23 protein-coding genes are annotated in these 24,157 nt (G+C 61.5%); 13 read left to right on the forward strand and 10 right to left on the reverse strand.

Annotated elements, in window-relative coordinates:
- Nucleotides 1-7 precede the first annotated feature (7 nt).
- The 6 genes from sucD to AC1PQG_RS04525 all read left to right on the forward strand — a co-directional run bounded on the left by sucD (nucleotide 8) and on the right by AC1PQG_RS04525 (nucleotide 6,555).
- Nucleotides 8-901: a succinate--CoA ligase subunit alpha gene (gene sucD / locus AC1PQG_RS04500; protein WP_481121460.1), complete on the forward strand. Its 894-nt coding sequence runs from the start codon at nucleotides 8-10 to the stop codon at nucleotides 899-901.
- Between the two features lie 94 nt (nucleotides 902-995).
- The gene (locus AC1PQG_RS04505) at nucleotides 996-1,694 is read left to right on the forward strand and encodes a TerC family protein (protein ID WP_481121461.1); all 699 of its coding nucleotides are present in this window, start codon (nucleotides 996-998) and stop codon (nucleotides 1,692-1,694) included.
- A 23-nt stretch (nucleotides 1,695-1,717) separates the two neighbouring features.
- Nucleotides 1,718-2,497: a PP2C family protein-serine/threonine phosphatase gene (locus AC1PQG_RS04510; RefSeq protein WP_481121462.1), complete on the forward strand. Its 780-nt coding sequence runs from the start codon at nucleotides 1,718-1,720 to the stop codon at nucleotides 2,495-2,497.
- 24 nt (nucleotides 2,498-2,521) lie between these two features.
- Entirely contained in the window at nucleotides 2,522-3,205 is a 684-nt protein-coding gene (locus AC1PQG_RS04515) for an FHA domain-containing protein (RefSeq protein ID WP_481121463.1), read from the forward strand.
- 115 nt (nucleotides 3,206-3,320) lie between these two features.
- On the forward strand, nucleotides 3,321-4,091 hold the full coding sequence (locus AC1PQG_RS04520; RefSeq protein WP_481121464.1) for a 3',5'-cyclic-nucleotide phosphodiesterase: 771 nt from the start codon (nucleotides 3,321-3,323) through the stop codon (nucleotides 4,089-4,091).
- A 106-nt stretch (nucleotides 4,092-4,197) separates the two neighbouring features.
- On the forward strand, nucleotides 4,198-6,555 hold the full coding sequence (locus AC1PQG_RS04525; RefSeq protein ID WP_481121465.1) for an ATPase, T2SS/T4P/T4SS family: 2,358 nt from the start codon (nucleotides 4,198-4,200) through the stop codon (nucleotides 6,553-6,555).
- Between the two features lie 24 nt (nucleotides 6,556-6,579).
- Here AC1PQG_RS04525 and AC1PQG_RS04530 read toward each other — a convergent pair whose 3' ends face one another.
- Both AC1PQG_RS04530 and tsaE read right to left on the reverse strand, forming a co-directional pair.
- Nucleotides 6,580-7,923 (reverse strand): N-acetylmuramoyl-L-alanine amidase, encoded by a 1,344-nt coding sequence (locus tag AC1PQG_RS04530; RefSeq protein WP_481122965.1) that lies wholly within the window; start codon nucleotides 7,921-7,923, stop codon nucleotides 6,580-6,582.
- Between the two features lie 38 nt (nucleotides 7,924-7,961).
- Nucleotides 7,962-8,471, reverse strand: coding sequence for a tRNA (adenosine(37)-N6)-threonylcarbamoyltransferase complex ATPase subunit type 1 TsaE (gene tsaE / locus AC1PQG_RS04535; protein ID WP_481122966.1), 510 nt, complete (start codon nucleotides 8,469-8,471; stop codon nucleotides 7,962-7,964).
- On the opposite strand from tsaE, the gene queG reads away from it, so the two are divergent.
- The 3 genes from queG to murI all read left to right on the forward strand — a co-directional run bounded on the left by queG (nucleotide 8,454) and on the right by murI (nucleotide 11,213).
- Nucleotides 8,454-9,551, forward strand: coding sequence for a tRNA epoxyqueuosine(34) reductase QueG (queG, locus tag AC1PQG_RS04540; RefSeq protein WP_481121466.1), 1,098 nt, complete (start codon nucleotides 8,454-8,456; stop codon nucleotides 9,549-9,551). The two genes, tsaE and queG, sit on opposite strands and share 18 nt — an antisense overlap.
- A gap of 9 nt (nucleotides 9,552-9,560) precedes the next feature.
- Nucleotides 9,561-10,334, forward strand: a complete 774-nt coding sequence (locus AC1PQG_RS04545; RefSeq protein WP_481118260.1) for an N-acyl amino acid synthase FeeM domain-containing protein — start codon at nucleotides 9,561-9,563, stop codon at nucleotides 10,332-10,334.
- 69 nt (nucleotides 10,335-10,403) lie between these two features.
- Nucleotides 10,404-11,213 (forward strand): glutamate racemase, encoded by an 810-nt coding sequence (gene murI, locus AC1PQG_RS04550; RefSeq protein WP_481121467.1) that lies wholly within the window; start codon nucleotides 10,404-10,406, stop codon nucleotides 11,211-11,213.
- Between the two features lie 55 nt (nucleotides 11,214-11,268).
- Here the strand turns inward: murI and AC1PQG_RS04555 are convergent, their stop codons facing one another.
- Complete coding sequence (locus tag AC1PQG_RS04555) at nucleotides 11,269-11,820, reverse strand: cob(I)yrinic acid a,c-diamide adenosyltransferase (RefSeq protein ID WP_481121468.1); 552 nt, start codon at nucleotides 11,818-11,820, stop codon at nucleotides 11,269-11,271.
- A 143-nt stretch (nucleotides 11,821-11,963) separates the two neighbouring features.
- On the opposite strand from AC1PQG_RS04555, the gene alaS reads away from it, so the two are divergent.
- Nucleotides 11,964-14,588 carry an alanine--tRNA ligase gene (alaS, locus tag AC1PQG_RS04560; protein ID WP_481121469.1) on the forward strand — a complete coding sequence of 875 codons (2,625 nt, stop codon included), beginning with the start codon at nucleotides 11,964-11,966 and terminating at the stop codon, nucleotides 14,586-14,588.
- Between the two features lie 45 nt (nucleotides 14,589-14,633).
- Here alaS and AC1PQG_RS04565 read toward each other — a convergent pair whose 3' ends face one another.
- From AC1PQG_RS04565 to AC1PQG_RS04590, 6 genes are all read right to left on the reverse strand, one after another.
- Complete coding sequence (locus AC1PQG_RS04565) at nucleotides 14,634-16,937, reverse strand: bifunctional diguanylate cyclase/phosphodiesterase (RefSeq protein WP_481121470.1); 2,304 nt, start codon at nucleotides 16,935-16,937, stop codon at nucleotides 14,634-14,636.
- A 166-nt stretch (nucleotides 16,938-17,103) separates the two neighbouring features.
- On the reverse strand, nucleotides 17,104-18,486 hold the full coding sequence (locus tag AC1PQG_RS04570) for a phosphomannomutase/phosphoglucomutase (RefSeq protein ID WP_481121471.1): 1,383 nt from the start codon (nucleotides 18,484-18,486) through the stop codon (nucleotides 17,104-17,106).
- 125 nt (nucleotides 18,487-18,611) lie between these two features.
- Nucleotides 18,612-19,562, reverse strand: coding sequence for a YheT family hydrolase (locus AC1PQG_RS04575; RefSeq protein WP_481121472.1), 951 nt, complete (start codon nucleotides 19,560-19,562; stop codon nucleotides 18,612-18,614).
- Nucleotides 19,563-19,582: 20 nt separating this feature from the next.
- Nucleotides 19,583-20,014 carry a YybH family protein gene (locus AC1PQG_RS04580; protein WP_481121473.1) on the reverse strand — a complete coding sequence of 144 codons (432 nt, stop codon included), beginning with the start codon at nucleotides 20,012-20,014 and terminating at the stop codon, nucleotides 19,583-19,585.
- A 79-nt stretch (nucleotides 20,015-20,093) separates the two neighbouring features.
- Nucleotides 20,094-20,294 (reverse strand): zinc-finger domain-containing protein, encoded by a 201-nt coding sequence (locus tag AC1PQG_RS04585; protein WP_481121474.1) that lies wholly within the window; start codon nucleotides 20,292-20,294, stop codon nucleotides 20,094-20,096.
- A gap of 18 nt (nucleotides 20,295-20,312) precedes the next feature.
- Nucleotides 20,313-21,233, reverse strand: a complete 921-nt coding sequence (locus tag AC1PQG_RS04590; RefSeq protein ID WP_374486637.1) for a branched-chain amino acid transaminase — start codon at nucleotides 21,231-21,233, stop codon at nucleotides 20,313-20,315.
- A 115-nt stretch (nucleotides 21,234-21,348) separates the two neighbouring features.
- On the opposite strand from AC1PQG_RS04590, the gene AC1PQG_RS04595 reads away from it, so the two are divergent.
- Genes AC1PQG_RS04595 through mnmA form a run of 3 tightly spaced genes read left to right on the forward strand, consistent with a single transcriptional unit; the run spans nucleotide 21,349 to nucleotide 23,478 of the window.
- The gene (locus AC1PQG_RS04595; protein ID WP_481121475.1) at nucleotides 21,349-21,807 is read left to right on the forward strand and encodes an NUDIX hydrolase; all 459 of its coding nucleotides are present in this window, start codon (nucleotides 21,349-21,351) and stop codon (nucleotides 21,805-21,807) included.
- 29 nt (nucleotides 21,808-21,836) lie between these two features.
- Nucleotides 21,837-22,376 carry a hypothetical protein gene (locus tag AC1PQG_RS04600; RefSeq protein ID WP_481121476.1) on the forward strand — a complete coding sequence of 180 codons (540 nt, stop codon included), beginning with the start codon at nucleotides 21,837-21,839 and terminating at the stop codon, nucleotides 22,374-22,376.
- Complete coding sequence (mnmA, locus tag AC1PQG_RS04605; RefSeq protein ID WP_481121477.1) at nucleotides 22,366-23,478, forward strand: tRNA 2-thiouridine(34) synthase MnmA; 1,113 nt, start codon at nucleotides 22,366-22,368, stop codon at nucleotides 23,476-23,478. Before AC1PQG_RS04600 ends, mnmA begins: the two co-directional genes overlap by 11 nt.
- A 51-nt stretch (nucleotides 23,479-23,529) precedes the next feature.
- Here the strand turns inward: mnmA and AC1PQG_RS04610 are convergent, their stop codons facing one another.
- A complete protein-coding gene (locus tag AC1PQG_RS04610; RefSeq protein ID WP_481122967.1) occupies nucleotides 23,530-24,147 on the reverse strand; it encodes a lytic transglycosylase domain-containing protein in 618 nt (205 codons plus the stop codon).
- Nucleotides 24,148-24,157: the final 10 nt, after the last annotated feature.

Raw genomic sequence — 24,157 nt, forward strand, 5'->3', positions numbered from 1 at the left:
TTAGCGAATGTCCATCCTGATCAACAAAGACACCAAGGTCATCACCCAGGGCATCACCGGCAAGACCGGTCAGTTCCACACCGAGAAGTGCCAGGAGTACGCGAACGGCAAGGAATGCTTCGTCGCCGGTGTGAACCCCAAGAAGGCTGGCGAGAAGATCTTCGACATCCCCATCTACGCGTCCGTCAAGGAAGCTGCCGGTGAAACCGGCGCTACCGTGTCCGTGATCTACGTGCCGCCCGCAGGCGCGGCTGCCGCGATCTGGGAAGCTGTCGAGGCTGACCTGGACCTGGCGATCTGCATCACCGAAGGCATCCCGGTCCGCGACATGCTGGAAGTGCGCAACAAGATGAAGGCCAAGGTTGCTGCCGGCGGCAAGGAAACCCTGCTGCTGGGCCCCAACTGCCCGGGTCTCATCACCCCCGATGAAATCAAGATCGGCATCATGCCGGGCCACATCCACCGCAAGGGTCGCATCGGCGTGGTTTCCCGCTCCGGCACCCTGACCTACGAAGCCGTTGCCCAGCTGACCGAAATCGGTCTGGGCCAGTCTTCCGCGGTCGGTATCGGTGGTGACCCGATCAACGGCCTGAAGCACATCGACGTCATGCGCATGTTCAATGACGATCCGGATACCGACGCCGTCATCATGATCGGTGAAATCGGTGGTCCCGATGAGGCTGAAGCCGCCCAATGGTGCAAGGCCAACATGAAGAAGCCGATCGTCGGCTTCATCGCCGGTGTGACTGCCCCCGCGGGCAAGCGCATGGGCCATGCCGGCGCGCTGATCTCCGGCGGTGCCGACACTGCTGACGCCAAGCTCGCCATCATGGAAGAGTGCGGTTTCACCGTGACGCGCAATCCGTCTGAAATGGCCAAGCTGCTGAAGGCCATGCTGTAATCAGGTCTGTCGCCTGAAGTAAACCGCGCCCGTGGCTGCCGCCCGGGCGCGGTTTTGTTTTTAGTACCTTCATTTTTCATCGGTTGAGTCTTACATGTCCGAGTTCCTGCTACCGACGTTCTGGATTGGCTTGTTGCAGATCGTGGCCATCGACCTGGTGTTGTCCGGTGACAACGCGGTGGTGATTGCGCTGGCGTGCCGTCGTTTGCAGCCGGAGCAGCGGAGGGTCGGTATCTTCTGGGGTGTGGCAGGGGCCGTTGGCCTGCGTGTGGCGCTGACGGCGTTTGCGGCGAGCCTGCTCGGACTCGCCTGGCTCAAGCTGATCGGCGGGCTCGTGCTGCTGTGGATCGGCACCAAGCTGCTGCTGCCGGAGGATGACGGCAACCACGAGATCGACGCCGCGACCTCTGTGATGGGGGCGGTGAAAACGATCATCGTGGCCGACTTCGTGATGAGTGTCGATAATGTGATCGGCGTAGCGGGGGCCGCGGGAGACAGCCTGATGCTGTTGGGGCTTGGTCTGGCGGTGAGCATTCCGATCATCGTGTGGTCCAGCCAGCTCATCATGAAGTGCATGGAGCGCTTCCCGTTGATCGTCACGCTCGGGGCGGCGTTGCTGGGGTGGGTGGCGGGCGGGATGATCGTCGATGACCCGCTCTGGCGTTCCATCCTGGTTGATCATCCCGCATGGTTGAGGCCCGTGGCGGGAGGCGTGGGTGCCTTGGTCGTGTTGGGTGTTGCCCGTTTGCTGCAAAAGCGCACAGAGAACGTTCCGGAGCGGCAGATTCTTTGAGGCGCATTGCCTAAACTTCGACCATGGATCAACAACAGTCTGTGCGTTGGCGCATGGCCATGCTTTCCCATGTGGGGCGTGTTCGTGTCCGTAATGAGGATTACGTCTGTTGTTCCGAGCGCCTGGGCCTTGCTGTACTGACCGATGGCATGGGGGGGCATGTAGGTGGGGCCGTGGCATCCCGCCTTGCTGCTGAGGCCTGGATGGCGTACATGCAGATGGTCGTGGCACAGGGGGCGATCGATGAGGGCGAGCTGAGGGCTGCAGTTGCAGTTGCCAATCAGTCCGTGTTTGACGAGGCCCAGCGGGATCCGTTTCTGAGGCAGATGGGAACGACCTTGGTCGGGATCTGCCTGCCTGATTCCTGCGACCGCTTGTTGGCCTGTCATGTGGGTGATTCCCGCATCTACCGGTGGCGGAACGATGTACTCGATTGCCTGACCCGTGATCACAGCGTATTGCGGGAGCAATGCGACGCGGGCATGATTGACCCTCTTGCTCCCGGTCCCGTCGAGTTGCGTGGTCTGTTGACCCGGGCGGTTGGCGTGGCAGCCTGTGTCGAAGCCGATGTCGCTGATTTTCCGCTGCAAGATGGTGACATTTATCTCCTGTGCTCGGATGGGGTGACCGATATGCTTCCCGACACCGAAATCGCGGATGTGCTAGGGGCTCTCGGCGGGGCTCCCCGATTGGCGGCAGAGCACCTCATCGATCTGGCGAATGATCGGGGGGGCGTGGATAATGTTTCGGTTGTCATTGTGTCGTCGCGCCGGGCAGGACGGCTCGGCACTGAACTTGATTGAGGCTGGTTGTAGATAGGAAGAGTGATGCCCAGGTTGATATTGAGCATGGATGGTCTGGTGTTGAAGGAAATGACTCTTGAAAAGGAGCGCACTACCATCGGCCGGAAGCCGCACAACGACATCCAGATCGACAATCTGGCGATCAGTGGCGAGCATGCAGCGATCGTGACTATCCTCAATGACGCTTTTCTTGAGGACATGAACAGTACCAATGGCACCTATGTGAATGGGCAGCCGGTCAAGAAGCATGTCCTGAAGGACAGCGATGTGATCGAGTTGGGAAAGTACCGCTTGAAGTATCTCGTCGACAGTGCGGCGTCCGGGGCTGATCAGGGTGAGGCCGTGAGCTACGCGCAGGCTGCTGTGGCGACGGACGTGGGTTCTGCGTCGAATGCATCGGCGGATCTGACTTCCACCAATACTGCCGCTCCGGTGGGGGCGCTGGGGATGCTGCAGATTCTCAGCGGAGCGCATGCGGGGCGCACGCTGGAGTTATCCAAATCTCTGACCACTCTTGGCAAGCCCGGTACCCAGGTTGCGGTGATTACCCGGCGTCCGCACGGCTATTTCATCACCCACGTTGAAGGGACCGTCTTCCCCCTTGTGAATGGGCGCGCCCTGGATGCCCAGGCACATCGCCTGAACGACAATGACATCATTGAAATTGCCGGTGTCAAAATGGAGTTCTTTACGAAGAGCGCGACTTGACGGCGGTGATCCTCGTTCCAGGGATGGGGGGGCTGAAGTTCATTGGAATTTTTCCGACTATTCGCGAGGGCTGGGCGACTGGCCGATCGCACTTGAGAGGTGCCGAGATATCAAGATGAAAGTAAGGGTTCTCGGGTGCAGCGGCGGGATTGGTGGGCGCAGTCAGCGCACTACCGCCCTGCTGGTGGATCATGATGTGCTGATCGACGCCGGCACGGGTGTTGGTGATCTGGAGTTTGAAGAACTCCTGCGCATCGATCACGTCTTCGTGACGCACGCCCATCTCGATCACATCGCGATGATCCCCTTGCTTGTCGACACGGTCGGTGACGCACGTTCGATGCCGATCGTCGTGCACGGCTCCCCCGAGACGCTGCGTATCCTGCGTTCGCATATTTTCAACTGGCTGGTGTGGCCTGATTTCTCGTCGATTCCCGATCGCAGCAATCCGTTCCTGCGTTTCCAGGAAATGCGGGTCGGCGAGTCGGCGCGGATTGGAGGAGGGCGTGAGGTTACGATGCTGCCGGCACTGCACACGGTGCCAGCGGTAGCCTATCAGTTGTCGGTGGATGGGCGCAGTCTGGTGTTTTCTGGCGATACGGCGTACTCGGATGCGCTTATTGCAGCCATCAACAAGATTCCCGATCTTCGGCATCTGATTGTCGAGACCGCTTTCCCCGACGAGCAACAAGACCTGGCGTTGGCATCCCGTCACCTGTGTCCAAGCCTGCTGGCCTTGTTCCTGGAAAAGGTGAAGGCGAAGCCGGATGTATGGATTACCCACCTCAAGCCAAGTCGGGCACAGACGACGCTGCAGGAAATTACCGACAATTGCGGTCAATTCAAGCCGAAAGCGTTGTACAACGGTCTTGAAATCGAGCTCTGATTGCCGGGGACACCCGTTGCGTCGAAGTTACCGGTTCGTCTCTGTGAGTGTCTCTTCAAGTCAAGCGGCTGTATGAAACGTTTCATTTTCCGGATATGGCATTTTCATGAGTAGCAGTGCTCTCAGCAGACCGAGTGGCCGTGATGTGGCCAGTCGCCTGGCCTTCTTCAAAGGTCTTCAGGCCGTCACCAACAGGGTTCATGCAACCGAGAACATCGACGAGATAATCTTTGAGCTCTCGTCGGAGATCTGTGCGCTGTTTGCCGCTGAGCGCATGACCATTTATGTGGTTGATGACAATCGCAGCACGATCTCATCGCGGATCAAGACCGGCTTGCAGACCATCCGTACTATCCGGCTGCCAATCGCCGAGAACAGTGTGGCTGGCTATGTGGCGCTGACAGGGAAAATGCTCAATATCGCCGATGCGTACGATGAGCATGCACTAAAAGCCATTTCGCCGCGTATGGAGTTCCGGCGGGAGGTGGATGAGCGCTCCGGTTATCGGTCCCATCAGATGCTGGTGGCGCCGATCCGGCAGGACGAAGGTGATGTGCTGGGGGTCATCCAGCTCATCAATAGCCGTAGTGGCGAAGTTTTTTCGTCCGTGGCGGAAGAGGGCATCCAGGGGCTCGGGCAGACGCTCGCGATTGCCTTCTCCCAACGTCGCCATGCGCTGACCCAGCCCAAGTCCAAATACGAGGGCTTGGTGCACGATTCGAAGCTGACGGCGCAGGAGCTCGAGACGGCAACCAGCCTTGCACGGGAGCGTGGCATTTCCATCGAGCAACTGCTCATTACCGAATACGGGATCAAGCTGGCCGACATCGGCAATGCGATTTCCCGTTTCTTCGGGGTGCCCTATGAGCCTTTCCGGCCAGACCGGGTCAAGCCCTTCGATCTGCTCCGTAACCTGAAGCGGGACTATGTGCAGCAGGTCGAGTGGTTGCCGTTGGAGGAGGGGGCGGATGGCTTGGTGGTGATGGTTACCGATCCTGAGCAGGCAACGGCCTCGCGGATGGTGCAGAACGTCTTTCCGAAGGCGGTGCCTGTCTTCCACGTGACCACGCACCTGGAGTTCATGCAGACTGTGGCCCAGTTGTTTGCGGCCGGAGCCGATGATGCATCGGTGACTGAGCTGCTGTCCGACATGGGAGAGGATGAAGGGGAAGGAGGCGTCTCCACCGATGATGCGTCCGCTGCCGCTGACAATGAGTTGGTCAAGCTCGTGAACAGGATCATCGTCGACGCCCATCGTCAGGGGGCGTCGGACATCCATATCGAGCCGCGGCCAGGTAAGGAAAAGACCCAGATCCGTTTCCGTAAGGACGGTTCGCTGGTCCCCTACATCGAGATTCCGGCCAGCTACCGGAGCCCGATCGTTACCCGCATCAAGATCATGTGCGATCTGGACATCTCCGAGCGTCGCAAGCCGCAGGACGGCAAGATCAGGTTCCGACGCTTTGCGCCCCTCGATATTGAACTGCGAGTAGCGACGATTCCCACCGCTGGCGGCATGGAAGATGTGGTGATGCGATTGCTGGCCAATAGTGAGCCGCTGCCGCTCGATAAGCTTGGGTTGCTGGACAACAATTTCACTCGCCTGCAGCAGACGATCACCAAGCCCTACGGGATCTTCTTCGTCTGCGGCCCGACGGGCTCGGGCAAAACCACCACGCTGCACTCCATTCTCGGTTCGATCAATACTCCTGACACCAAGATCTGGACGGCAGAGGATCCGGTGGAAATCACCCAGAAGGGCTTGCGTCAGGTGCAGGTGAATCGTAAGGCGGGGCTCGATTTCCCGACGGTGATGCGCTCCTTCCTGCGGGCCGACCCCGATGTGATCATGGTCGGTGAAATGCGTGACAAGGAAACGGTGTCCATCGGCCTGGAGGCCTCACTGACGGGCCATTTGGTGTTCAGTACCCTGCACACCAACAGTGCGCCGGAGTCGGTGGTGCGCCTGCTGGATATGGGCATGGATCCGTTCAATTTCTCCGACGCGCTGTTGGGCGTGCTGGCTCAGCGACTGGCCAAACGCCTGTGCGGAAAGTGCAAGCAGGCCTATCAGCCGGATGAGGCGGAGATACGTCACCTGCTCGACGAATATTGCGAAGACCTGCGCCATACGGCGGCTTTCCAGGAGGATCCGGTGCGAGCACGGGGCGATATTCTCAATGCCTGGCGTCAGCGCTACGCGGATGCACAAGGACGGTTCACGCTGTATGCACCGGTCGGCTGCGAACATTGTACCGGAGGCTACAAGGGCCGCCTGGGCTTGCATGAGTTGATGGTTGGGACCGCGCGCGTCAAGGAGCTGATCCAGGAGCGTGCCCGGGTCGCCGTGCTGCTCGCCACCGCCCTCGAAGAGGGGATGCGGACGCTGCGCCACGATGGCATCGAAAAGGTATTGGACGGTCTGACTGACCTCAAGCAGGTGAGCAAGGTCTGCATTCGCTGACCGTGCCCACCTGCGCCCGCCCTCTCAATCGAGGCGGGCCAGCTTGGATTTGGCCATCGGCGGGTTCTTGGCGAAGTAGCGGCGCAGCCCACGTAGGATCGCGTCGGCCATGCGGTCCTGGTAAGCCTCGTCGTTGAGCCTGGCCTCTTCGTCCGGGTTGGAGATGAAGGCGGTTTCCACCAGGATGGACGGAATGTCCGGGGCCTTCAGCACGGCGAAGCTTGCCTGTTCGACCTCGCCCTTGTGCAGGCGATTGATGTTGCCGAGTTCGCCGAGGACTGCCTTGCCGACTTTCATGCTGTCGTTGAGGGCCGCTGTTTGAGACAGATCGAGCAGCGTGCGGGCAAGGTGATCGTCTTTTACGCCCAGATTGACGCCACCGATCAGGTCTGCTGCATTTTCCTTCTGGGCCAGCCAGCGAGCAGCCGTGCTCGATGCACCTTTTTCGGACAGCACGAATACCGAGCTGCCGCGGGCTGTCGGGCTGATGAAGGCGTCGGCATGGATCGACACGAACAAATCGGCCTGCACCCGGCGCGCTTTGGCGACGCGCTGCTGCAATGGTACGAAATAGTCCGCGTCGCGGGTAAGCATGGCGCGCATGTTGGGTTCGGCGTCGATCTTGGCTTTCAATCGTTTCCCCACCGATAGCGTGACATGCTTTTCGTAGCTGCCAGCCGCCCCGACCGCGCCCGGATCTTCACCGCCGTGGCCAGGGTCAATGGTGATTGTGATCAGGCGACTGATGCTGCTGTCCTCGTCTGCCGGCTTGGTGGCGGGGCGGGAGGCCTGCTGGGGTGGTTCGATGTTTGCCGGTTCGCGCTTGGCGGATTGTTCCGGTTTGCGTGCGACGTCGACGGCCTTGCGCGGTTCCTCGGACCTTTCGGGCTTCTGGGGCGGTGGCGCACCGCCGACGACGGCTTCTTCAGGGGTGATCTTCTCGAGCAGCGCCAGCAGGGGGTCGACCGGCTCTGTCGGGTAGAGATCGAGTACCAGGCGATGGCCGTATTCGCCGATCGGCTTCAGTGTAAACACCTGGGGGCTGATTTCGGCCTTCAGTTCGATGACCAGCCGTACGACGCCCGGGCGGTTGCGCCCGGCGCGGATCAGTTGGATGTACGGATCCTGACCGGTGATCTTGGTCGGCAGGGACTGGAGCACCTCGTTGAGCTCGACGCCTTCCAGGTCGACGACCAGCCGTTCCGGGCTGTGTACCAACTGGTGGGTAAAATTGAGGACGTCCCGGCTTTCCAGGGTTATGCGGGTGTAGTCCTTGGCCGGCCAGACCCGCACGGCCAGAACACTGCTTTGGGCGGCTCGGCCCAGCGGACTGATCAACAGGAGGAGGCTGGCACCGGCGGAACCGATGAAGCGTTAACGCATGGCGGTGCCGACGTGCAGGGGAGTCAGTGGTGATGGGATGCGGCGAAACGTTCGAGACATGTGCGACCTTCTCCGCTCAACGGCCGAAATTCAAGAGTACGACCGCCTTCGGCGGAAAGCTGCAGCTGAACTTCGAGGTCTGCTGCCGGAAGATAAGGGTTCGCGCGATCAGGCCACTCCACAATACGAATGCCGTCGCCTTCGAAGTATTCTTCCAGCCCTGCCTCGAGAAATTCTTCTGCATGGGTGAAACGATAAAAATCAAAGTGATATACGATAATTCTAGAATCTTTGTACGGTTCGACCAAGGTATATGTTGGGCTTTTTACCTTCCCGGTGAAGCCGAGGCCGCGTAGCAGACCACGAGTGAGCGTTGTTTTACCAGCCCCAAGGTCACCGCGCAGGACGATGGTCAGGCGTGAGGGAAGGGCTGTTGCCAGCTGTTCGCCGGCGGCGAGAGTGGCATTTTCATTGGCGAGGTACAGGCTCCCGGAGGGGGCATTATCATGACTGGGATGAGCGTGGGACACGATAATCCTTCTGATGAACGAGGTGATCTGGCATCTCTGGCGTTGCAGATCAAGGACTGGGCACAAGCCCTGGGTTTTGATGAGGCGGGTATTTCGGATGTCGATCTGACGCATGCAGAATCCGGCTTGGAAGACTGGCTTGCCGCCGGTTGCCATGGACAGATGGATTATATGTACAAACATGGAACCAAGCGTTCCCGTCCGGCGGAGCTGGTCCCTGGTACGCGGAGAGTCATTTCGGTGCGTATGTCGTACTGGCCCGTGGCCAAATCGGCTGCAGATGTATTGGCGGACCCTGCCCTTGCCTACGTATCCCGTTACGCGCTTGGGCGTGACTACCATAAGGTGCTGCGCGGACGTCTGCAAAAGCTGGCGGACCGGATCAGTGCTGCGGTTCCCCACTGCTATCGGGTATTCGTGGATTCCGCGCCAGTGATGGAGGTTGCACTGGCCGACAAGGCGGGTTTGGGCTGGCGGGGCAAGCACAGCTTGCTGCTGTCGCGGCGAGTCGGTTCATTCTTCTTTCTCGGTGAAATTTATACCGACCTGCCACTGCCGGTCGATCCAGCTGTGGAGAACCATTGCGGCAGTTGTTCCGCTTGCATTGCTGCATGTCCCACGGGGGCCATCATCGCGCCTTATCAGGTGGACGCCCGCCGCTGCATTTCCTACCTCACCATCGAGTTGAAGGAGGCTATTCCTTTGGAGTTTCGCCGACTGCTAGGGAATCGGATTTACGGCTGTGACGACTGTCAGGTAACATGCCCCTGGAATAAATTCGCCCGCATCTCCGTTGAGGCTGAGTTTGCCCCGCGACATGGGCTTGATAATGCAAAACTGGTAGAGTTATTCCATTGGACAGAGAGGGATTTTGTCGAACGTATGGCTGGTAGTCCGATATACCGTATCGGTTACGAGCGCTGGTCACGCAATCTGGCCGTTGCGTTGGGTAACGCACCTCGTGAAATAGCGGTGAGGCAGGTCCTTGAGGCGCGTCTTGGGGCGGCTTCTCCATTGCTTGCAGAACATATCCAGTGGGCTTTGCAACAACACGATGCACAGCCCCGGGATGCCGCGGTATAGTTGGTGACGATGTTCCGAAAACAGTCAAAACTTCCCGTACACGAAACTCCGGCTCCGCAAACTCTAGCGGAAGTTACCGCCATGGAGTCATGGCGTTTCGATCCACTGTGCATCGCCGAAGACGATCCGAAGGTCGATGCGCCTAGCCACCGGCCGGACAAGTTCCGCATCAAGATGCTGATGCGTGACGGTGAGCGCCGCCGTGAAACCGAACTTCTGATCCAGAAGCGTTATGCGTGGCGCGGTTACGGCCAGCTTGACTCCAAGGACGAGCCGAATCAGCTGACGATGAACGCCGAGTTGTTCGGCCGTGTCTATGCAACCCTCACGGTCAATGTCGACTCACCTGCCGGGCTGGCGCTTGACAGCACCTATGGGGCCGAAGCTGCACGCCTGCGTGCGCAAGGGCGCAAGCTTTGCGAGTTCGGTCGATTTGCGATCGACCCATCGGCCCGCTCCAAGCGTCTCATCGCCTCCCTGTTCAATCTGCTCTACGTCTATTCGGCGCGCGTCAAAGGTTGTACCGACATCCTCATCGAGATCAATCCGCGCCACCGGGATTTCTACGAGAAGATGCTGGAATTCCGCCAGTTAGGTGAGGAGCGTACGTGTGAGCGTGTCAAGGCTCCGGCCCTTTTGATGCATATATCATGCGCTCGCATCGAGCAGCGGATGAAAGAAATCGGCGGGCGCTGGCGCGAGTTGCCGGATGAGAAATCGATCTACAAGTTCGCCTTCACGCCTGAAGAAGAACTGGAAATGATTGAGCGCCTCAAGAACTGATTAGCCCGGCCCCGCACCAGCAAGGGCCGGCTGGCGTAGAATCCCGACTCCTCTTTCCTCCGCATTTTCATGTCTGATCTTGGCAAGCTGCCCATCGGCGTCTTCGACTCCGGTGTGGGTGGATTAACCGTGGTGCGAGCGCTGATGGAGCGCCTGCCTCTCGAGAACATCGTTTATTTCGGCGATACGGCCCGCGTACCCTACGGTGTGAAGTCGGTGGCGACCATCGAGCACTTCACAGGGCAGATCACCGATTACTTGCTCGAGCAGGGCGTCAAGATGCTGATCATCGCCTGCAACACGATGGCGGCGGTGGCGGCGCCGGTGGTCAAGCAGAAGGCGGGGGGCATTCCTGTGCTCGATGTGATCGATGCAGGAGCCCGGGCGGCCGTCGCGGAGTCTCGCTCGCGGGCGATCGGCGTGATCGGTACGCCGACGACGGTCAATAGCAACGCTTACGCGCGCCGTATGCATGCCATCGATCCCAACGTGCGCGTGTATTCCCAGGCCTGCCCGCTCTTCGTGCCATTGGTCGAGGAGGGGTGGCTGGATCATGAGGTTACGCGCCTGACAGCCCAGGAATACCTCAAGCCGGTGCTGGCGGAGAATGTGGATACGCTGGTCCTTGGCTGCACCCATTACCCGCTGATCAAGCCCCTCCTGCAGGAAGTCGTTGGGCCGGACGTGCATCTGGTCGATTCGGCGATCACCGTGGCCGAGCAGGCGGCCCGTACGCTGAACGAAATGGGCATCGCCAATCCTGGCGACAGCTTGTCCACCTACCGCTATACCGTCACCGACATCCCGCTGCGTTTCCAGACCATTGGAGAGCGTTTCCTTGGGCGTTCGCTGGGCCAGGTTCAGAAAGTAGACTGGTGAACAAGGGTGACGGTCCAAGTATGAAAAAGGCTGCGTGATCCGCAGCCTTTTTCATTTAAGCGTTCTTACGCTTCTGCCATAGCACGTCGCCACGGCCACCGGCGCGGTTGAGAACCCGGCCGAGCACGAAGAGCAGGTCGGACAGACGGTTGAGGTACTGGCGCGGTGCGTCATTGACGGCTTCTTCCTGCCCTAGCGCCACAATCATCCGCTCGCCGCGGCGGCAGATGGTGCGGGCCTGGTGGGCGAGGGCGGCAGCACGGGTGCCGCCCGGCAGGATGAAGTCCTTCAGTGGTTCGAGGTCGTCGTTGAAACGATCGAGCTCGTCTTCCAGATACTGCACCTGCTTGGCGGTGATCATCTCCATGCCGGGAATGCACACTTCGCCGCCCAGGTCGAAGAGGTCATGCTGCACGTTGGTCAGCAGCGTACGCACGTCATCTGGCAGTTCCTCGCACAGCAGTACGCCGATGGCGGCATTGACCTCGTCCACTTCGCCGAGGGTGTGGATGCGCAGGCTGTTCTTGGAAACCCGGTTACCGTTGCCGAGGCCGGTGGTGCCGGCGTCGCCGGTGCGGGTGTAGATCTTGGACAGGCGGTGGCCCATTGTGCTGTCTCCTGAAGGAGTTGTGTTTTTGGAAGGCCGATTATAGCCAGCGGGGCACGGTAGGGAGGGATGCTACAATTTGCGGCTTTGATACCTGTCCTTCCCCGACCGTCGCAGTTGAGACAACCGGAGACCCCACGCCGATGAAAAGCGCCGAAATCCGCCAGAAGTTCCTCGAATTCTTCGCCTCCAAGGGCCACCAGATCGTGGCGTCCAGCTCGCTGGTTCCCCATGAGGATCCGACCCTGTTGTTCACCAACGCAGGCATGAACCAGTTCAAGGATGTCTTCCTCGGCTTCGACAAGCGCCCCTATACCCGCGCCACCACATCGCAGAAGTGCGTGCGTGCCGGCGGTAAGCACAACGACCTGGAAAACGTCGGCTATACCGCCCGCCACCACACCTTCTTCGAGATGCTGGGCAACTTCAGCTTCGGTGACTACTTCAAGCGCGATGCGATCACCTATGCCTGGGAGCTGCTGACCGAAGTCTTCAAACTGCCGAAGGACAAGCTGACCGTCACCGTCTATGCCGAAGACGATGAAGCCTACGATATCTGGACCAAGGAAGTCGGTGTGCCGGCCGACAAGGTCATCCGCATCGGCGACAACAAGGGGGCTCGCTACGCATCCGACAACTTCTGGATGATGGGCGACACGGGCCCCTGCGGCCCGTGTACCGAGATCTTCTACGACCATGGTGAGCACATCTGGGGCGGCCCCCCGGGATCGCCGGAAGAAGACGGCGACCGTTTCATCGAGATCTGGAACAACGTGTTCATGCAGTTCAACCGGGACGAGGCGGGCGTGATGCATCCGCTGCCCAAGCCCTCGGTGGATACCGGCATGGGCCTGGAGCGGGTCTCTGCCGTGCTGCAGGGCGTGCATGCCAACTACGAGATCGACCTGTTCCAGACCCTGATCAAGGCTGCGGCCCGCGAGACTTCCGACGCTGATATGGACAGCCCGTCCCTGAAGGTGCTGGCCGACCACATCCGCGCCTGTGCCTTCCTGATCGCCGACGGCGTGATCCCGGGCAACGAAGGCCGCGGCTACGTGCTGCGCCGGATTATCCGCCGCGCCATCCGCCACGGCTACAAGCTGGGCGCCCGCGCAGCCTTCTTCCACAAGCTGGTGCCGGACCTGGTCGCCGAGATGGGCGAAGCCTATCCCGAGCTGAAGGTTGGTGAGGCTCGCGTGACCGACATCCTCAAGCAGGAGGAAGATCGCTTCTTCGCCACCATCGAGAACGGCATGGCCATCCTCGAAGGCGAACTGGCGGCGATGGCTGCGGCCGGCTCCACCGTGTTCAACGGCGAGACTGCCTTCAAACTGCACGACACCTTCGGCTTCCCGCTCGACCTGACTGCCGACGTCTGTCGTGAGCGCAATGTGACCGTAGATAGCGCCGCTTTCGACGCTGCGATGGCCCGCCAGAAGGAGCAGGCGCGTGCCGCCGGCAAGTTCAAGATGGCCGCCAACCTGGAATACGACGGCCCGGCGACCACCTTCCACGGCTACGAGAACCTCGAAGCCAAGGGCAACGTGCTGGCTCTGTACAAGGACGGCGTGGCCGTCAACGAGCTCAACGAGGGTGAAATGGGTGTCGTGGTCCTCGACGACACGCCGTTCTACGCCGAGTCTGGTGGCCAGGTCGGTGACCGCGGTGAGCTGCGTTCCGTGCATGGCATCTTTGCGGTGGAAGATACCCTGAAGATCCAGGCCACCGTCTTCGGCCACCACGGCGTGGTCACCACCGGCAAGTTGACTGTCGGCAATGGCGTCACCGCCAAGGTGGATACCCAGGCCCGTGCCCGCACCGCCCGCCACCACTCGGCGACCCACCTGTTGCACAAGGCTCTGCGCGAAGTGCTCGGCAGCCACGTTCAGCAGAAGGGTTCCCAGGTCGATCCGGACAAGACCCGCTTCGACTTCGCCCATACCCAGCCGGTGACGGCTGCAGAGATCGCCCGCATCGAGCGCATCGTCAATGACGAGATCCTCGCCAACGCCGCCACCGACGCCAGCGTAATGGACATCGAATCAGCCCAGAAGACTGGCGCGATGATGTTGTTCGGCGAGAAGTACGGTGATGAGGTGCGTGTGCTGACTATCGGCTCCTCCAAGGAACTGTGCGGCGGCACCCACGTGGCGCGTACCGGCGACATCGGCCTGTTCAAGATCACCCTCGAAGGCGGCGTGGCCGCGGGCGTGCGCCGTATCGAAGCCGTGTGCGGTGATGTGGCGTTGGCTCTGGTGCAGGATCAGCAGGCCCTGCTCGACGGCGTGACCGGTGCGCTCAAGGCCCAGCCGCAGGACGTGCTGGCGCGCGTAGTCCAGGCGATGGACAACGTGAAGGCCCTCGAAAAGGAACTGGCCCGCCTGAAGAGCAAGCTGGCGGCCAGCCAGGGCGACGATCTGGCCGCCCAGGCCACCGACGTGGCGGGGGCCAAGGTGTTGGCCGCGACGTTGGAAGGCGCCGACGTGCCGACCCTGCGCGAGACCCTCGACAAGCTGAAGGACAAGCTCAAGTCGGCGGCTATCGTGCTGTCCAGCGTCAATGACGGCAAGGTCAGCCTGATCGCCGGCGTGACGGCCGACCTGACCGCTAAGGTCAAGGCCGGCGAGTTGGTCAACTTCGTTGCCCAGCAGGTGGGCGGCAAGGGCGGCGGCCGTCCCGATATGGCTCAGGCTGGTGGTACCGATGCGGCAGCGCTTCCCGCCGCGCTGGCTGCGGTGGCCGGCTGGGTGGGTGGCAAGCTGGGCTGAGTGCAGGCCCATGTTCCCGAGGCAGTGCGCGTCAGCGCCACTGCCTCAGACGTCGCCGGTTTTCCCTTCCGTCGGTGAAGTGGCTTCAAGATGAACGGCCGGGCAGTCTGCCGGCCGTTTTTCCGTGGACGGTTCTGTGTAGAAGCTGAAGCCGTTACGACCGGCGCCCTTGACGAGGTACAAAGCCTGATCAGCCTTTTGGAAGAGGGTTTCGATGTCCTTCGCATCCGAAGGGTACAGGGCGATACCGATGCTGGCCGAAATTCGTGCATCGCCTTCCTTGAGGGCGTAGTGATTGGCCAATGTGCTCCGGATCGACTGGGCAATGGGTTCGACGTGCTGCCGATTCGTGATGCCGCCGAGGAGCACGGCGAATTCGTCGCCCCCGAGACGGGCTGCGGTGTCCATCTCGCGGATGCAGAACTCCAGGCGGTGGGCGACTTCGGCCAGCAATTGATCGCCGGCCAGATGGCCGAGGCTGTCGTTAACCTCCTTGAAGTAGTCGAGGTCCACCAGCAGCAGCGCGACTTCCGTCTTCGTGCGGTCGGCAATGTTCATATCCTGCTGCAGGCGGTCCAGCAACAGTCGGCGGTTGGGCAGATCCGTCAGCGTGTCGTAGCTGGCCTGGCGCCATAGCTGCTCCTCCGCACGCTTCTGTTCGGTGACACTTGAGTACATGCCGACCCGCCACTGCACCTGGCCGTTGTCGTCGTAGATCGTGTTGATCATCAGCCAGTCGGCAGCGATTTCTCCGTTGCGCCGGCGGTTCAGTATTTCCCCTTTCCAGGTTCCGGTGGCGTGAAGGCTCTCCCACATGCTGCGGAAGAAGGTGTGGTCGTGGCGCCCGGAGCTGAAAAAGGCAGCCTGTTGCCCGATCGCTTCTTCGGGCGTGAAGCCGGTGAGCCGGGTGAAGGCGGGATTGATCGCCACGATGCGATTGGTGGTGTCGGTGACCATGATGGCTTCGCCGACCGCCTGATAGACGAGTGAAGCCAGCCGCAAGGCATCCTCCCGCTCGCGGCGTTCGCTGCTGTCCCGGATCACCAGCGTTGCCATGCGCCCGCTCTCGGTTTCAGTCGGGGTCATGCTGACGCTGATCGGGAAGCTGCGCCCATCTGCAGCGAGGGCGATGAGGTCCACGTCGGAGACGGAATGGGACGGTTGAGTCAGCTCGTTCCACTCGGATGCCAGCAGGTTTCCGACAGGGCATCCGATCAGATCTTCGTACTGATAGCCGAAGGTGCTGAGCGCGCGTTGGTTGGCACGGCGGACATGCCCGGACGAATCGATGATGACCATTGCATCAGGGGCGGTGTCGAGCAGGATGCGCAGCTCCAGCTCCTTGCTGGCGATGTGTTTCAGATCCCGCTCCCGAAGTGACCAGGTGTGGATCAGCAGACTCAGCATGAGGAGGGTTGCCAATATGAAGGCGGCGACCTGTACTGCCGTCTTGGTGAGTTCGCGGTACCAGCCGAGCAGATAGTCATCATCAGCCAGCCCGACGATGATGTAGTAGGGATAGTGCTCCATGCGCAGATAGGCATTGGTCCGCTCGATACCGTCGATCTGCGTGACGGCGAGATAAGCGCCGTGCGCGGGATTCGCCCGGATCGCCGCGGCGAGTTGGGGGGAGACGACCCGGGAGCCGATCTGTACTTCGGATGTGCTTGGGGCTGGATGGCGGGTGACTAGGCCGAGGTTGGCATCGCGCAGGGTTACCGCCCCGCCCGGCCCCAGATTGATGCCCGCAAACAGTTCGCGCAGGTGGGCCAGGCGGATGCTGGCGACGGCGATGCCGGAAAACTGGCCGTTGCCGGTATTGATGCGTCGGCTGAGCGTGATGATCCACTCTCCACCGATACGTCCCTGCAGCGGCGGGGAGATGACGAGGCTGGCCGACGCCGAGTCGCGGTGGCGCCGGAAATAATCTCGATCGGCAAGCAGTGCAGGGGTCCGGTTCAACTGGCCGCTGCTGGCGAGCAGGCTACCCTGTTTATCGACGATCAGAAGGCTGTGCAGGGCCGGCTGCCTGGAGAAGTGCTGTTGGAGAATGCTCTGGTAGCGCGTGGTGTCGTGCTTGCCCGCTAAGCTATCGTCAAGATCGTCCACCAGGGCCTGAAGCGTCAGGTCGATACGATCAAAGATGGCCGCGATGTCGTGATCGAGCAATTGCGCCAGATTGCGGGTGTTGATGATGGCGCGTTCCCGCGACTGCTCCAGCCCCTGGTATAGGGATTGAAAGGCTAGGCCGATGACCATCAGGTTCAGCAGAACCACGGCAATGATCAGCCGCGTCCGGAATTGGGATGCGCTGAAGCTTGCCGACTGAAAAGTGGGCACAGCCTTCATGGCTGTTCCTCCATCGAGGCGTGGAACTTATGACGGCGTCCCGGTGAGGGCTGTTCGGCTGTTGCCAGCCGCCAGTCTCACTTTTTTCTCACAAGGGAGGAAGCGATTTGTGTAAAAAACCATCAGGCCGGGCCTGGCGGCGGAGCGGCAAGCCCGGCCTGATGGATCAGAACGGCAGTGCGACGCCCGGCCAGACGCCTTCGATGGCACGCCGGAAGTCGGCCTGGATGCGTTCGATGGCGGCCTGGTTGTCGGCTTCGAAGCGCAGGACGACCACTGGCGTGGTATTCGACGGACGGGCCAGGCCGAAGCCGTCGGCGTATTCGACGCGCACGCCGTCGATGGTCAGGATGCTTTCCGCACCGTTGAACTGGGCTTCGGCCTTGAGTTTGTCCACCAGCGCGAAGGGTTCGCCTTCATTCATCTTGATGTTCAGCTCGGGGGTGCTGGTGGCGTTCGGCAGGCCCTTGAGCGCCGGGTTGGCATCGGCGTGACGAGACAGGATTTCGAGCAGGCGCGCGCCGGTGTAGAGGCCGTCGTCGAAGCCGTACCAGCGCTCCTTGAAGAACACGTGGCCGCTCATCTCGCCGGCCAGCGGTGCGCCGGTTTCCTTCAGCTTGGCCTTGACCAGCGCATGGCCGGTGTTCCACATGGTGGGCTTGCCGCCGCGGTCCTTGATCCAGCCGGCCAGGTTACGGGTGCACTTGACGTCGTAGATGATCTCGCCGCCGGGCACGCGGGTCAGCACATCTTCGGCGAACAACATCAGCTGGCGGTCGGGGAAAATGATCTCACCGTCCTTGGTGACGACGCCCAGGCGGTCGCCGTCGCCGTCGAAGGCCAGGCCGATTTCGGCATCGGTTTCCTGCAGGGCGCGGATCACGTCCTGGAGGTTCTCCGGCTTGGAGGGGTCGGGGTGGTGGTTGGGGAAGTTGCCGTCCACTTCGCAGAACAGTTTGACCAGTTCGCAGCCTAGGCGCTTGAAGAGTTCCGGTGCGACGGCGCCGGCCACGCCATTGCCGCAATCCATGACGACCTTCATCGGGCGGGATAACTTTACGTCGCCGACGATCTTGTCGACGTAGGCCGGCACCACGTCGGCGTGGCTGAGCTTGCCGGGTTCGGCGGCGGTCACCAGATCGCCGTCGATGATGCGCTGGCGCAGGCCCTGGATCAGCTCGCCGAACAGGGTCTGGCCGCCGAGGACCATTTTGAGGCCGTTGTAGTCGGGCGGGTTGTGGCTGCCGGTGACAGACACACAGGAGTGGGTGCCTAGTTCGTAGGCGGCGAAGTAGGTGAGCGGGGTCGGCACGCAGCCGACGTCGATGACGTCGACACCGGCGGCCCGGATGCCGTCGGCCAGTGCACCGGCCAGCTCCGGACCGGAGAGGCGCCCATCCCGTCCCACTGCGATGGCCTTCTGACCGCGGGCAACTGCTTCGGAACCGAGGGCCTGGCCGATTGCCCGTACGGCCTCGGCAGTCAGGGTCTTGTTAACGATGCCGCGAATGTCATAGGCCTTGAAAATCTCTGGGGCGGGAACGAACATGTTGTGGACTCCGGTCGGAAACGATGAGGGTTCGATTATACGCGGTGCACCATGACGACTGGGTGTGTTGACGGCACGGAATTTAACGTTTTCTTGCTGCTCTTACTGCCTCGCCGTCGGGGTGATCAGCGCTCTGTCTGAAAAAAGGACAGTATGCGCTGGGGTAGCCAATTCAGATGACCGGGCCATGCGCCGCTGACGAAGCCTACGTGGCCGCCTTCCGTGGGTTGCTCCAGCAGGACCGTGTCGGAAACATCTCGTCGGCCAGGCAGGTAATGGGCGGGAAGGAAAGGATCATTCAAGGGATTGAGGAGCAGGGTCGGTACCTGGATTCCTCTCAGATGTGGCTTGCTCGACGCCTGGCGCCAGTACTCGTCCGCACCCCGGAAGCCATGTAAGGGGGCGGTCACCAGGTCGTCGAATTCGTACAGCGTACGTGTGCGCCACATGGCGTGGCCATCGAAAAGCCCCGGATGCTGGCTCAGCTTGACGGCTGCATTGTGTTTGAGGGTGGCCAGGAAGTGGCGCGTGTAGAGGCGGTTGAAGCCCTGGGCCAGTACGTGGCCGGTTGCCGTCATGTCAACTGGTGGGCAGATCGCTGCGGCGGCTGTGACCAGCCCAGCTGTCGCACTGTTGCGGGTGCCGAGCCACAGCAGCAGAGCATTGCCTCCGAGTGAGACGCCAGCGGCGTAGCGGGGTTGCGTGGGGAAAAGATTGGCCAGACGTTCCAGGATCCAGCCGATCTCGTCGGCATCGCCCGCGTGGTAGCCGCGGGGCAGGCGGTTGGGTTCGCCGGAACAGCCGCGAAAATGGGGGATTACGCCATTCCAGCCCCGCTCCGCCAGATGCCGCATGAGGTGGCGTGCGTAAGGGGACCGGCTCGAGCCTTCCAGTCCATGAAAGAGGGTGACCAGCGGCGCACCGGGCTGATGCGGCAACCAATCGAGGTCGATGAAGTCGCCGTCCGGCGTATCCCAGCGCTCCCGGTGGAGGGCCGGTGCCGATCCCTTGCGCAGCAGTGGCCAGATGGTTTGGGCGTGTCCGCCGGGGAGCCAGAGGGGGGCGACATAGGTCACCCTGTCAGGTGCGTTCGATGTCAATGGACCACGTGGGGGGCGTCGTTGCTGTGCAGGCTGTCCATATCGGGCGCGAGGGAAGCGTGATGCATGACCATGCGCCAGCCCAGCGCTCCGCGGGTGAACACGTTGGTGGCGATGATGGGAGGGTGGAGACGGTCATCGCCCTCCACATGCACGTGCTGCTGCAGGGTGTGCACGGCCGTCATGACACTGACCCAGCGTACTGGGTGGCTGATGTTGACGGTGATGCGGGTGCCGCTGGCGAAGAGTTGACGCCAGGATTCGCGGATCGCCGCGAGTCCGACGAGGCGGATGCTGCCGGGTTGGACGCAGACCACTTCTTCGTCCTCCGACCAGACGGCCATCATGCCGTCAATGTCAGCACGGGCCAGCGCGGCGTAGAACGCGGCTTCGGCATCGTCGGGTGATGTGTAGATCGGGTTGCTCATGCGTGTTTCTTGGATGGAAGTTCGCATGCGACACGGGGGCGTTGCCGCCCCCGTTCTGGCTGTGGCCCGATGAAGAGCCTCAGTGGTGTCCCTTGGGCAGTTCGCCCTTGAAGACGTATTTCGCGCCGCAGTAAGGGCAGGTTGCCTGGCCTTCCTTGGTGACGTCAAGGAAGACGCGCGGGTGCCGTGCCCATAGCGGGGCGTCGGGCATCGGGCAGTGCAGCGGCAACTCGTGGGCGGTGACTTCGATCGGCTTCGACTTGTCCTGATTTTCAGGCATGGGTTGCTCCGTGGGATCTTAGATGTAAGACAGCCATTCTTCGTATTCGGGGGCCTGGCCGCTGACGATCTGGAAGAAGCGGCTTTGGAGCTTCTCGGTGATCGGGCCACGCTTGCCTTCGCCGATGGTGCGGCCGTCCAGTTCGCGGATCGGGGTCACTTCGGCGGCGGTGCCGGTGAAGAAGGCTTCATCGGCGATGTAGATGTCGTCGCGGGTGATGCGCTTGGAAACCACGTCGAGGCCGAACTCCTTGGCCACGCGGATCACGGAGGCGCGGGTGATGCCGGTCAGTGCAGAGGCGATCTCGGGTTCGTAGATGGCGCCGTCCTTGATCACGAAGAGGTTCTCGCCGGCGCCTTCGGCCACGAAGCCGTTGGTGTCGAGGAGCAGGGCCTCGTCGTAGCCCGCTTCGGTGGCTTCCAGGTTGGCCAGGATGGAGTTGGCGTAGGTGGAGGCCAGCTTGGCGCGCGGCATCGTGACGTTGACATGGTGGCGGGCGAAGGACGAGGTCTTCACACGGATGCCCTTTTCGAGGCCATCCTCACCCAGGTAGGCGCCCCACGGCCAGGCGGCGATCGCCACGTGGACGGTGGCGCCCTTGGTGGAAATGCCCATCTTCTCGGAGCCGTAGAAGGCGATCGGGCGCAGGTAGCAGGACTCGAGCTTGTTGGCGCGGACCACTTCCAGTTGCGCTTCCATCAGAACTTCCTTGGAGTAAGGAATGTTCATCATGTAGATCTTGCCGGAGTTCAGCAGGCGCTGAGTGTGTTCAGCCAGACGGAAGATCGCCGTGCCCTTGACGGTCTTGTACGCGCGGACGCCCTCGAATACGGACAAGCCGTAGTGCAGGGAATGGGTGAGCACGTGGGTGGTCGCTTCGCGCCACGGCACGAGCTTGCCGTCGTACCAGATGAAACCGTCGCGGTCTGCCATTGACATTGTGGGGATCTCCAGCTGAAAACAGTAAATTTCGAGCCCACGATTCTAGCTCATTCCGAGAGGCTGCGGACCCTCACCCGGAACGGGGTAAAATGCCGGCTTTGTCTGCAGCGGGATGGCGATGAGAGTCTGGAAGCCGAATGTGACGGTAGCGGCCGTGGTCGAGCGTGACGGGCGCTTCCTGGTCGTCGAGGAAGAGACGGAGACCGGGTTGCGCTTCAACCAGCCGGCCGGGCACCTGGATCAGGGAGAGTCCCTGCTGCAGGCCGTGACCCGTGAGGCGCTTGAGGAAACCGCCCATCACTTCAGGCCGGAGTTCCTGGTTGGTATCTACCAGTGGCCCAAGCCCGACAGCGACATTACTTATTTGCGTTTCACTTTCGGCGGCAGCGTCACGGGGTTCGATCCGGAGCGGCGCCTGGATTCTGGGATCGTGCGGGCCGTGTGGCTGACGCTGGACGAGTTGCGGGAGACACGGGAGCGCCATCGCAGCCCGCTGATCTTGCAGTGTTGCGAGGATTATCTTGCCGGCCGGCGCTACCCGCTGGATCTGGTGCGCCATTACGACGCCTGATGGCACGCAGGTGGGTTCTGGGCGCTGCGTTGCTGCTGTGTTTCGGTGTCGGGCACGCGGCTGAGCAGGTCGTGGTGTGTTTCAACTACGGTTGCTTGAGCGAGGCGACAGTGGTGTTTTCCGACGAACGCCTCGCCGAGGCTGGCGAGCGTCTGAAGCAGGCCATGTCGCCGATCGAGGAAAGGGCCATCCTGGCCCAGGTCATCGGGCAGCTTTATCGTTGGGCGGGCGAGCAGTCGCCGATTCATGCCGACAGGCCGGGGGATTTCCTCGATGACGACGTGTCCGGCAAGATGGATTGCATCGATCATGCAGAGACGACGACGCGCCTGTTGAAGATGCTGGAACGGCGCGGCATGCTGCGTTTTCATGTGGTGGATGAAGTGCATCGCCGGGTGCGCTGGCTGGTTGCCCAGCATTTCTCGGCGGTGATTCGCGAGAAGGACGTTGCTGCGCCGACAGGCGGAGCGCGATTCGTGGTGGACTCCTGGTTTGGGGAGCACGGCGATCCTGCCGTTGTCTTGCCCCTGGAAGATTGGCTGGATGGAGAGGGACCGAATGTCTCGTAAGGAAAAAGTCATCGTCGGCATGTCCGGCGGCGTGGATTCGTCCGTGGCGGCGATGCTGCTCAAGCAGCAGGGCTACGACGTGGTCGGCCTGTTCATGAAGAACTGGGAAGACGATGACGACGATGAATACTGTTCCACCCGGGAAGACCTGGTGGACGTGGTGTCGGTGGCCGATGTGCTGGGCATCGAGCTGGAGGTGGTGAATTTCTCCAAGGAATACAAGGAGCGGGTGTTCGCCGATTTCCTGCGCGAGTACGAGGCGGGCCGCACGCCCAATCCGGACATCCTGTGCAACTCGGAGATCAAGTTCAAGGCTTTCCTCGATCACGCGCTGGCCTTGGGCGCGGATCGCATTGCGACCGGGCATTACGCCCAGGTGCGCGAATGGACCAACGATGGACGCACCGAATACCAGCTGCTCAAGGCCGAAGACGGCACCAAGGACCAGAGCTATTTCCTGTATCGCCTGAACCAGACCCAGTTGTCGAAGGCCTTGTTTCCCATCGGCCATCTCTACAAGCGCGACGTGCGCAAGATGGCCGAGGCGGCAAACCTGCATGTGCATGCCAAGAAGGATTCGACGGGTATCTGTTTCATCGGTGAGCGTCCGTTTCGGGAGTTCCTGTCCCGCTACCTGCCGGCCAAGCCGGGCGAGATCCGCACGCTGGAAGGCGACAAGGTGATTGGCCAGCATCAGGGCCTGATGCATCACACCATCGGCCAGCGCAAGGGCCTGCAGATCGGCGGCATCAAGGGCAACCAGGATGACGCGGGCGAGCACGACGCCTGGTACGTGGCGCAGAAGGATATGGCGAAGAACGTGCTGTACGTCGTGCAGGGCCACGATCACCCGGCGCTGTTGAAGGATCGCCTCGTGATTACCGACCTGAGCTGGGTTGCTGGCCAGGATCCGCGTACGCATTGGGTGTACACGGCCAAACCGCGCTACAGGACGCCGGACGCGCCCTGTGAGATCGATGTCCTTGCCGACGGCCGGGCCGAGATTGCCTTCGCGCAGCCTCAGTGGGCGGTGACGCCGGGGCAGAGCGTGGTGATCTACGAAAGCCGGGTTTGCCTGGGTGGCGGGATCATCACGGCCTGAGGCTTCTGTTGGTACATAAGCAAACGGGCGCTATGGGGCGCCCGTTTGTTTTCAAGGACTCTGAGCCAGCCGGAAACTCGGATAGGCCCAGTTGTGCTCCCACGCGGCGCGCACCATGTTCGGGTACTCGGGGCGTCCGAGGCTGCCGTTGTAGCGCCCCAGCGCGCGGAACAGGTCGCCCCGTTCGATGTCCAGGTAATGGCGCAGGATCGTGCAGCCAAAGCGCAGGTTGGTGCGCATGTAGAAGAGGTTGCTCTCCTGATTGCCGATCAGTTTGACCCAGAATGGCATGACCTGCATGTAGCCACGGGCGCCAGCCGAAGACAGGGCGTATTTCTTGAAGCCGCTCTCCACCTGGATCAGGCCCAGCACCAGCTGTGGGTCGAGGCCGGCGCGGGTGGCTTCGTAGTGGATCGCCCGCAGGAGTTCGGAGCGATAGGTTTCGTCGGGGATGCGCTTGGCCAGGCGGCGGGACATCTCGGCCAGCCAGCGCGCCCGTTCGGGCGAGCGTTCGAAGCTTGGATCGAGCGGGGCCTGGTCGGCGACGGCCGCGTGTAGCGCGGCCTGTACGCTGGCGGCGAGCGGCTCGTAGAGCTGGTTGCCGGCATGCGCCATCGTCGTCCCGCCCAGCAGGCAGGTGGCCACTATGCGGGCGACGATGGAATGCATGGGCAGCATG

This window comes from Zoogloea sp. GDB6 (genome assembly GCF_056724105.1).

Excerpts from the sequence above, each read along its gene's own strand:
- AC1PQG_RS04515 (WP_481121463.1), top strand. The coding sequence starts at position 2,522 with ATGCCCAGGTTGATATTGAGCATGGATGGTCTGGTGTTGAAGGAAATG.
- AC1PQG_RS04580 (WP_481121473.1), bottom strand. The coding sequence starts at position 20,014 with ATGAGCAACCCGATCTACACATCACCCGACGATGCCGAAGCCGCGTTC.
- AC1PQG_RS04610 (WP_481122967.1), bottom strand. The coding sequence starts at position 24,147 with ATGCATTCCATCGTCGCCCGCATAGTGGCCACCTGCCTGCTGGGCGGG.
- murI (WP_481121467.1), top strand. The coding sequence starts at position 10,404 with ATGTCTGATCTTGGCAAGCTGCCCATCGGCGTCTTCGACTCCGGTGTG.
- mnmA (WP_481121477.1), top strand. The coding sequence starts at position 22,366 with ATGTCTCGTAAGGAAAAAGTCATCGTCGGCATGTCCGGCGGCGTGGAT.
- AC1PQG_RS04525 (WP_481121465.1), top strand. The coding sequence starts at position 4,198 with ATGAGTAGCAGTGCTCTCAGCAGACCGAGTGGCCGTGATGTGGCCAGT.
- AC1PQG_RS04585 (WP_481121474.1), bottom strand. The coding sequence starts at position 20,294 with ATGCCTGAAAATCAGGACAAGTCGAAGCCGATCGAAGTCACCGCCCAC.
- AC1PQG_RS04595 (WP_481121475.1), top strand. The coding sequence starts at position 21,349 with ATGGCGATGAGAGTCTGGAAGCCGAATGTGACGGTAGCGGCCGTGGTC.
- AC1PQG_RS04545 (WP_481118260.1), top strand. The coding sequence starts at position 9,561 with ATGTTCCGAAAACAGTCAAAACTTCCCGTACACGAAACTCCGGCTCCG.
- AC1PQG_RS04505 (WP_481121461.1), top strand. The coding sequence starts at position 996 with ATGTCCGAGTTCCTGCTACCGACGTTCTGGATTGGCTTGTTGCAGATC.
- AC1PQG_RS04520 (WP_481121464.1), top strand. The coding sequence starts at position 3,321 with ATGAAAGTAAGGGTTCTCGGGTGCAGCGGCGGGATTGGTGGGCGCAGT.
- AC1PQG_RS04555 (WP_481121468.1), bottom strand. The coding sequence starts at position 11,820 with ATGGGCCACCGCCTGTCCAAGATCTACACCCGCACCGGCGACGCCGGC.
- AC1PQG_RS04570 (WP_481121471.1), bottom strand. The coding sequence starts at position 18,486 with ATGTTCGTTCCCGCCCCAGAGATTTTCAAGGCCTATGACATTCGCGGC.
- queG (WP_481121466.1), top strand. The coding sequence starts at position 8,454 with ATGAGCGTGGGACACGATAATCCTTCTGATGAACGAGGTGATCTGGCA.
- AC1PQG_RS04565 (WP_481121470.1), bottom strand. The coding sequence starts at position 16,937 with ATGAAGGCTGTGCCCACTTTTCAGTCGGCAAGCTTCAGCGCATCCCAA.
- AC1PQG_RS04510 (WP_481121462.1), top strand. The coding sequence starts at position 1,718 with ATGGATCAACAACAGTCTGTGCGTTGGCGCATGGCCATGCTTTCCCAT.
- alaS (WP_481121469.1), top strand. The coding sequence starts at position 11,964 with ATGAAAAGCGCCGAAATCCGCCAGAAGTTCCTCGAATTCTTCGCCTCC.
- sucD (WP_481121460.1), top strand. The coding sequence starts at position 8 with ATGTCCATCCTGATCAACAAAGACACCAAGGTCATCACCCAGGGCATC.
- AC1PQG_RS04590 (WP_374486637.1), bottom strand. The coding sequence starts at position 21,233 with ATGTCAATGGCAGACCGCGACGGTTTCATCTGGTACGACGGCAAGCTC.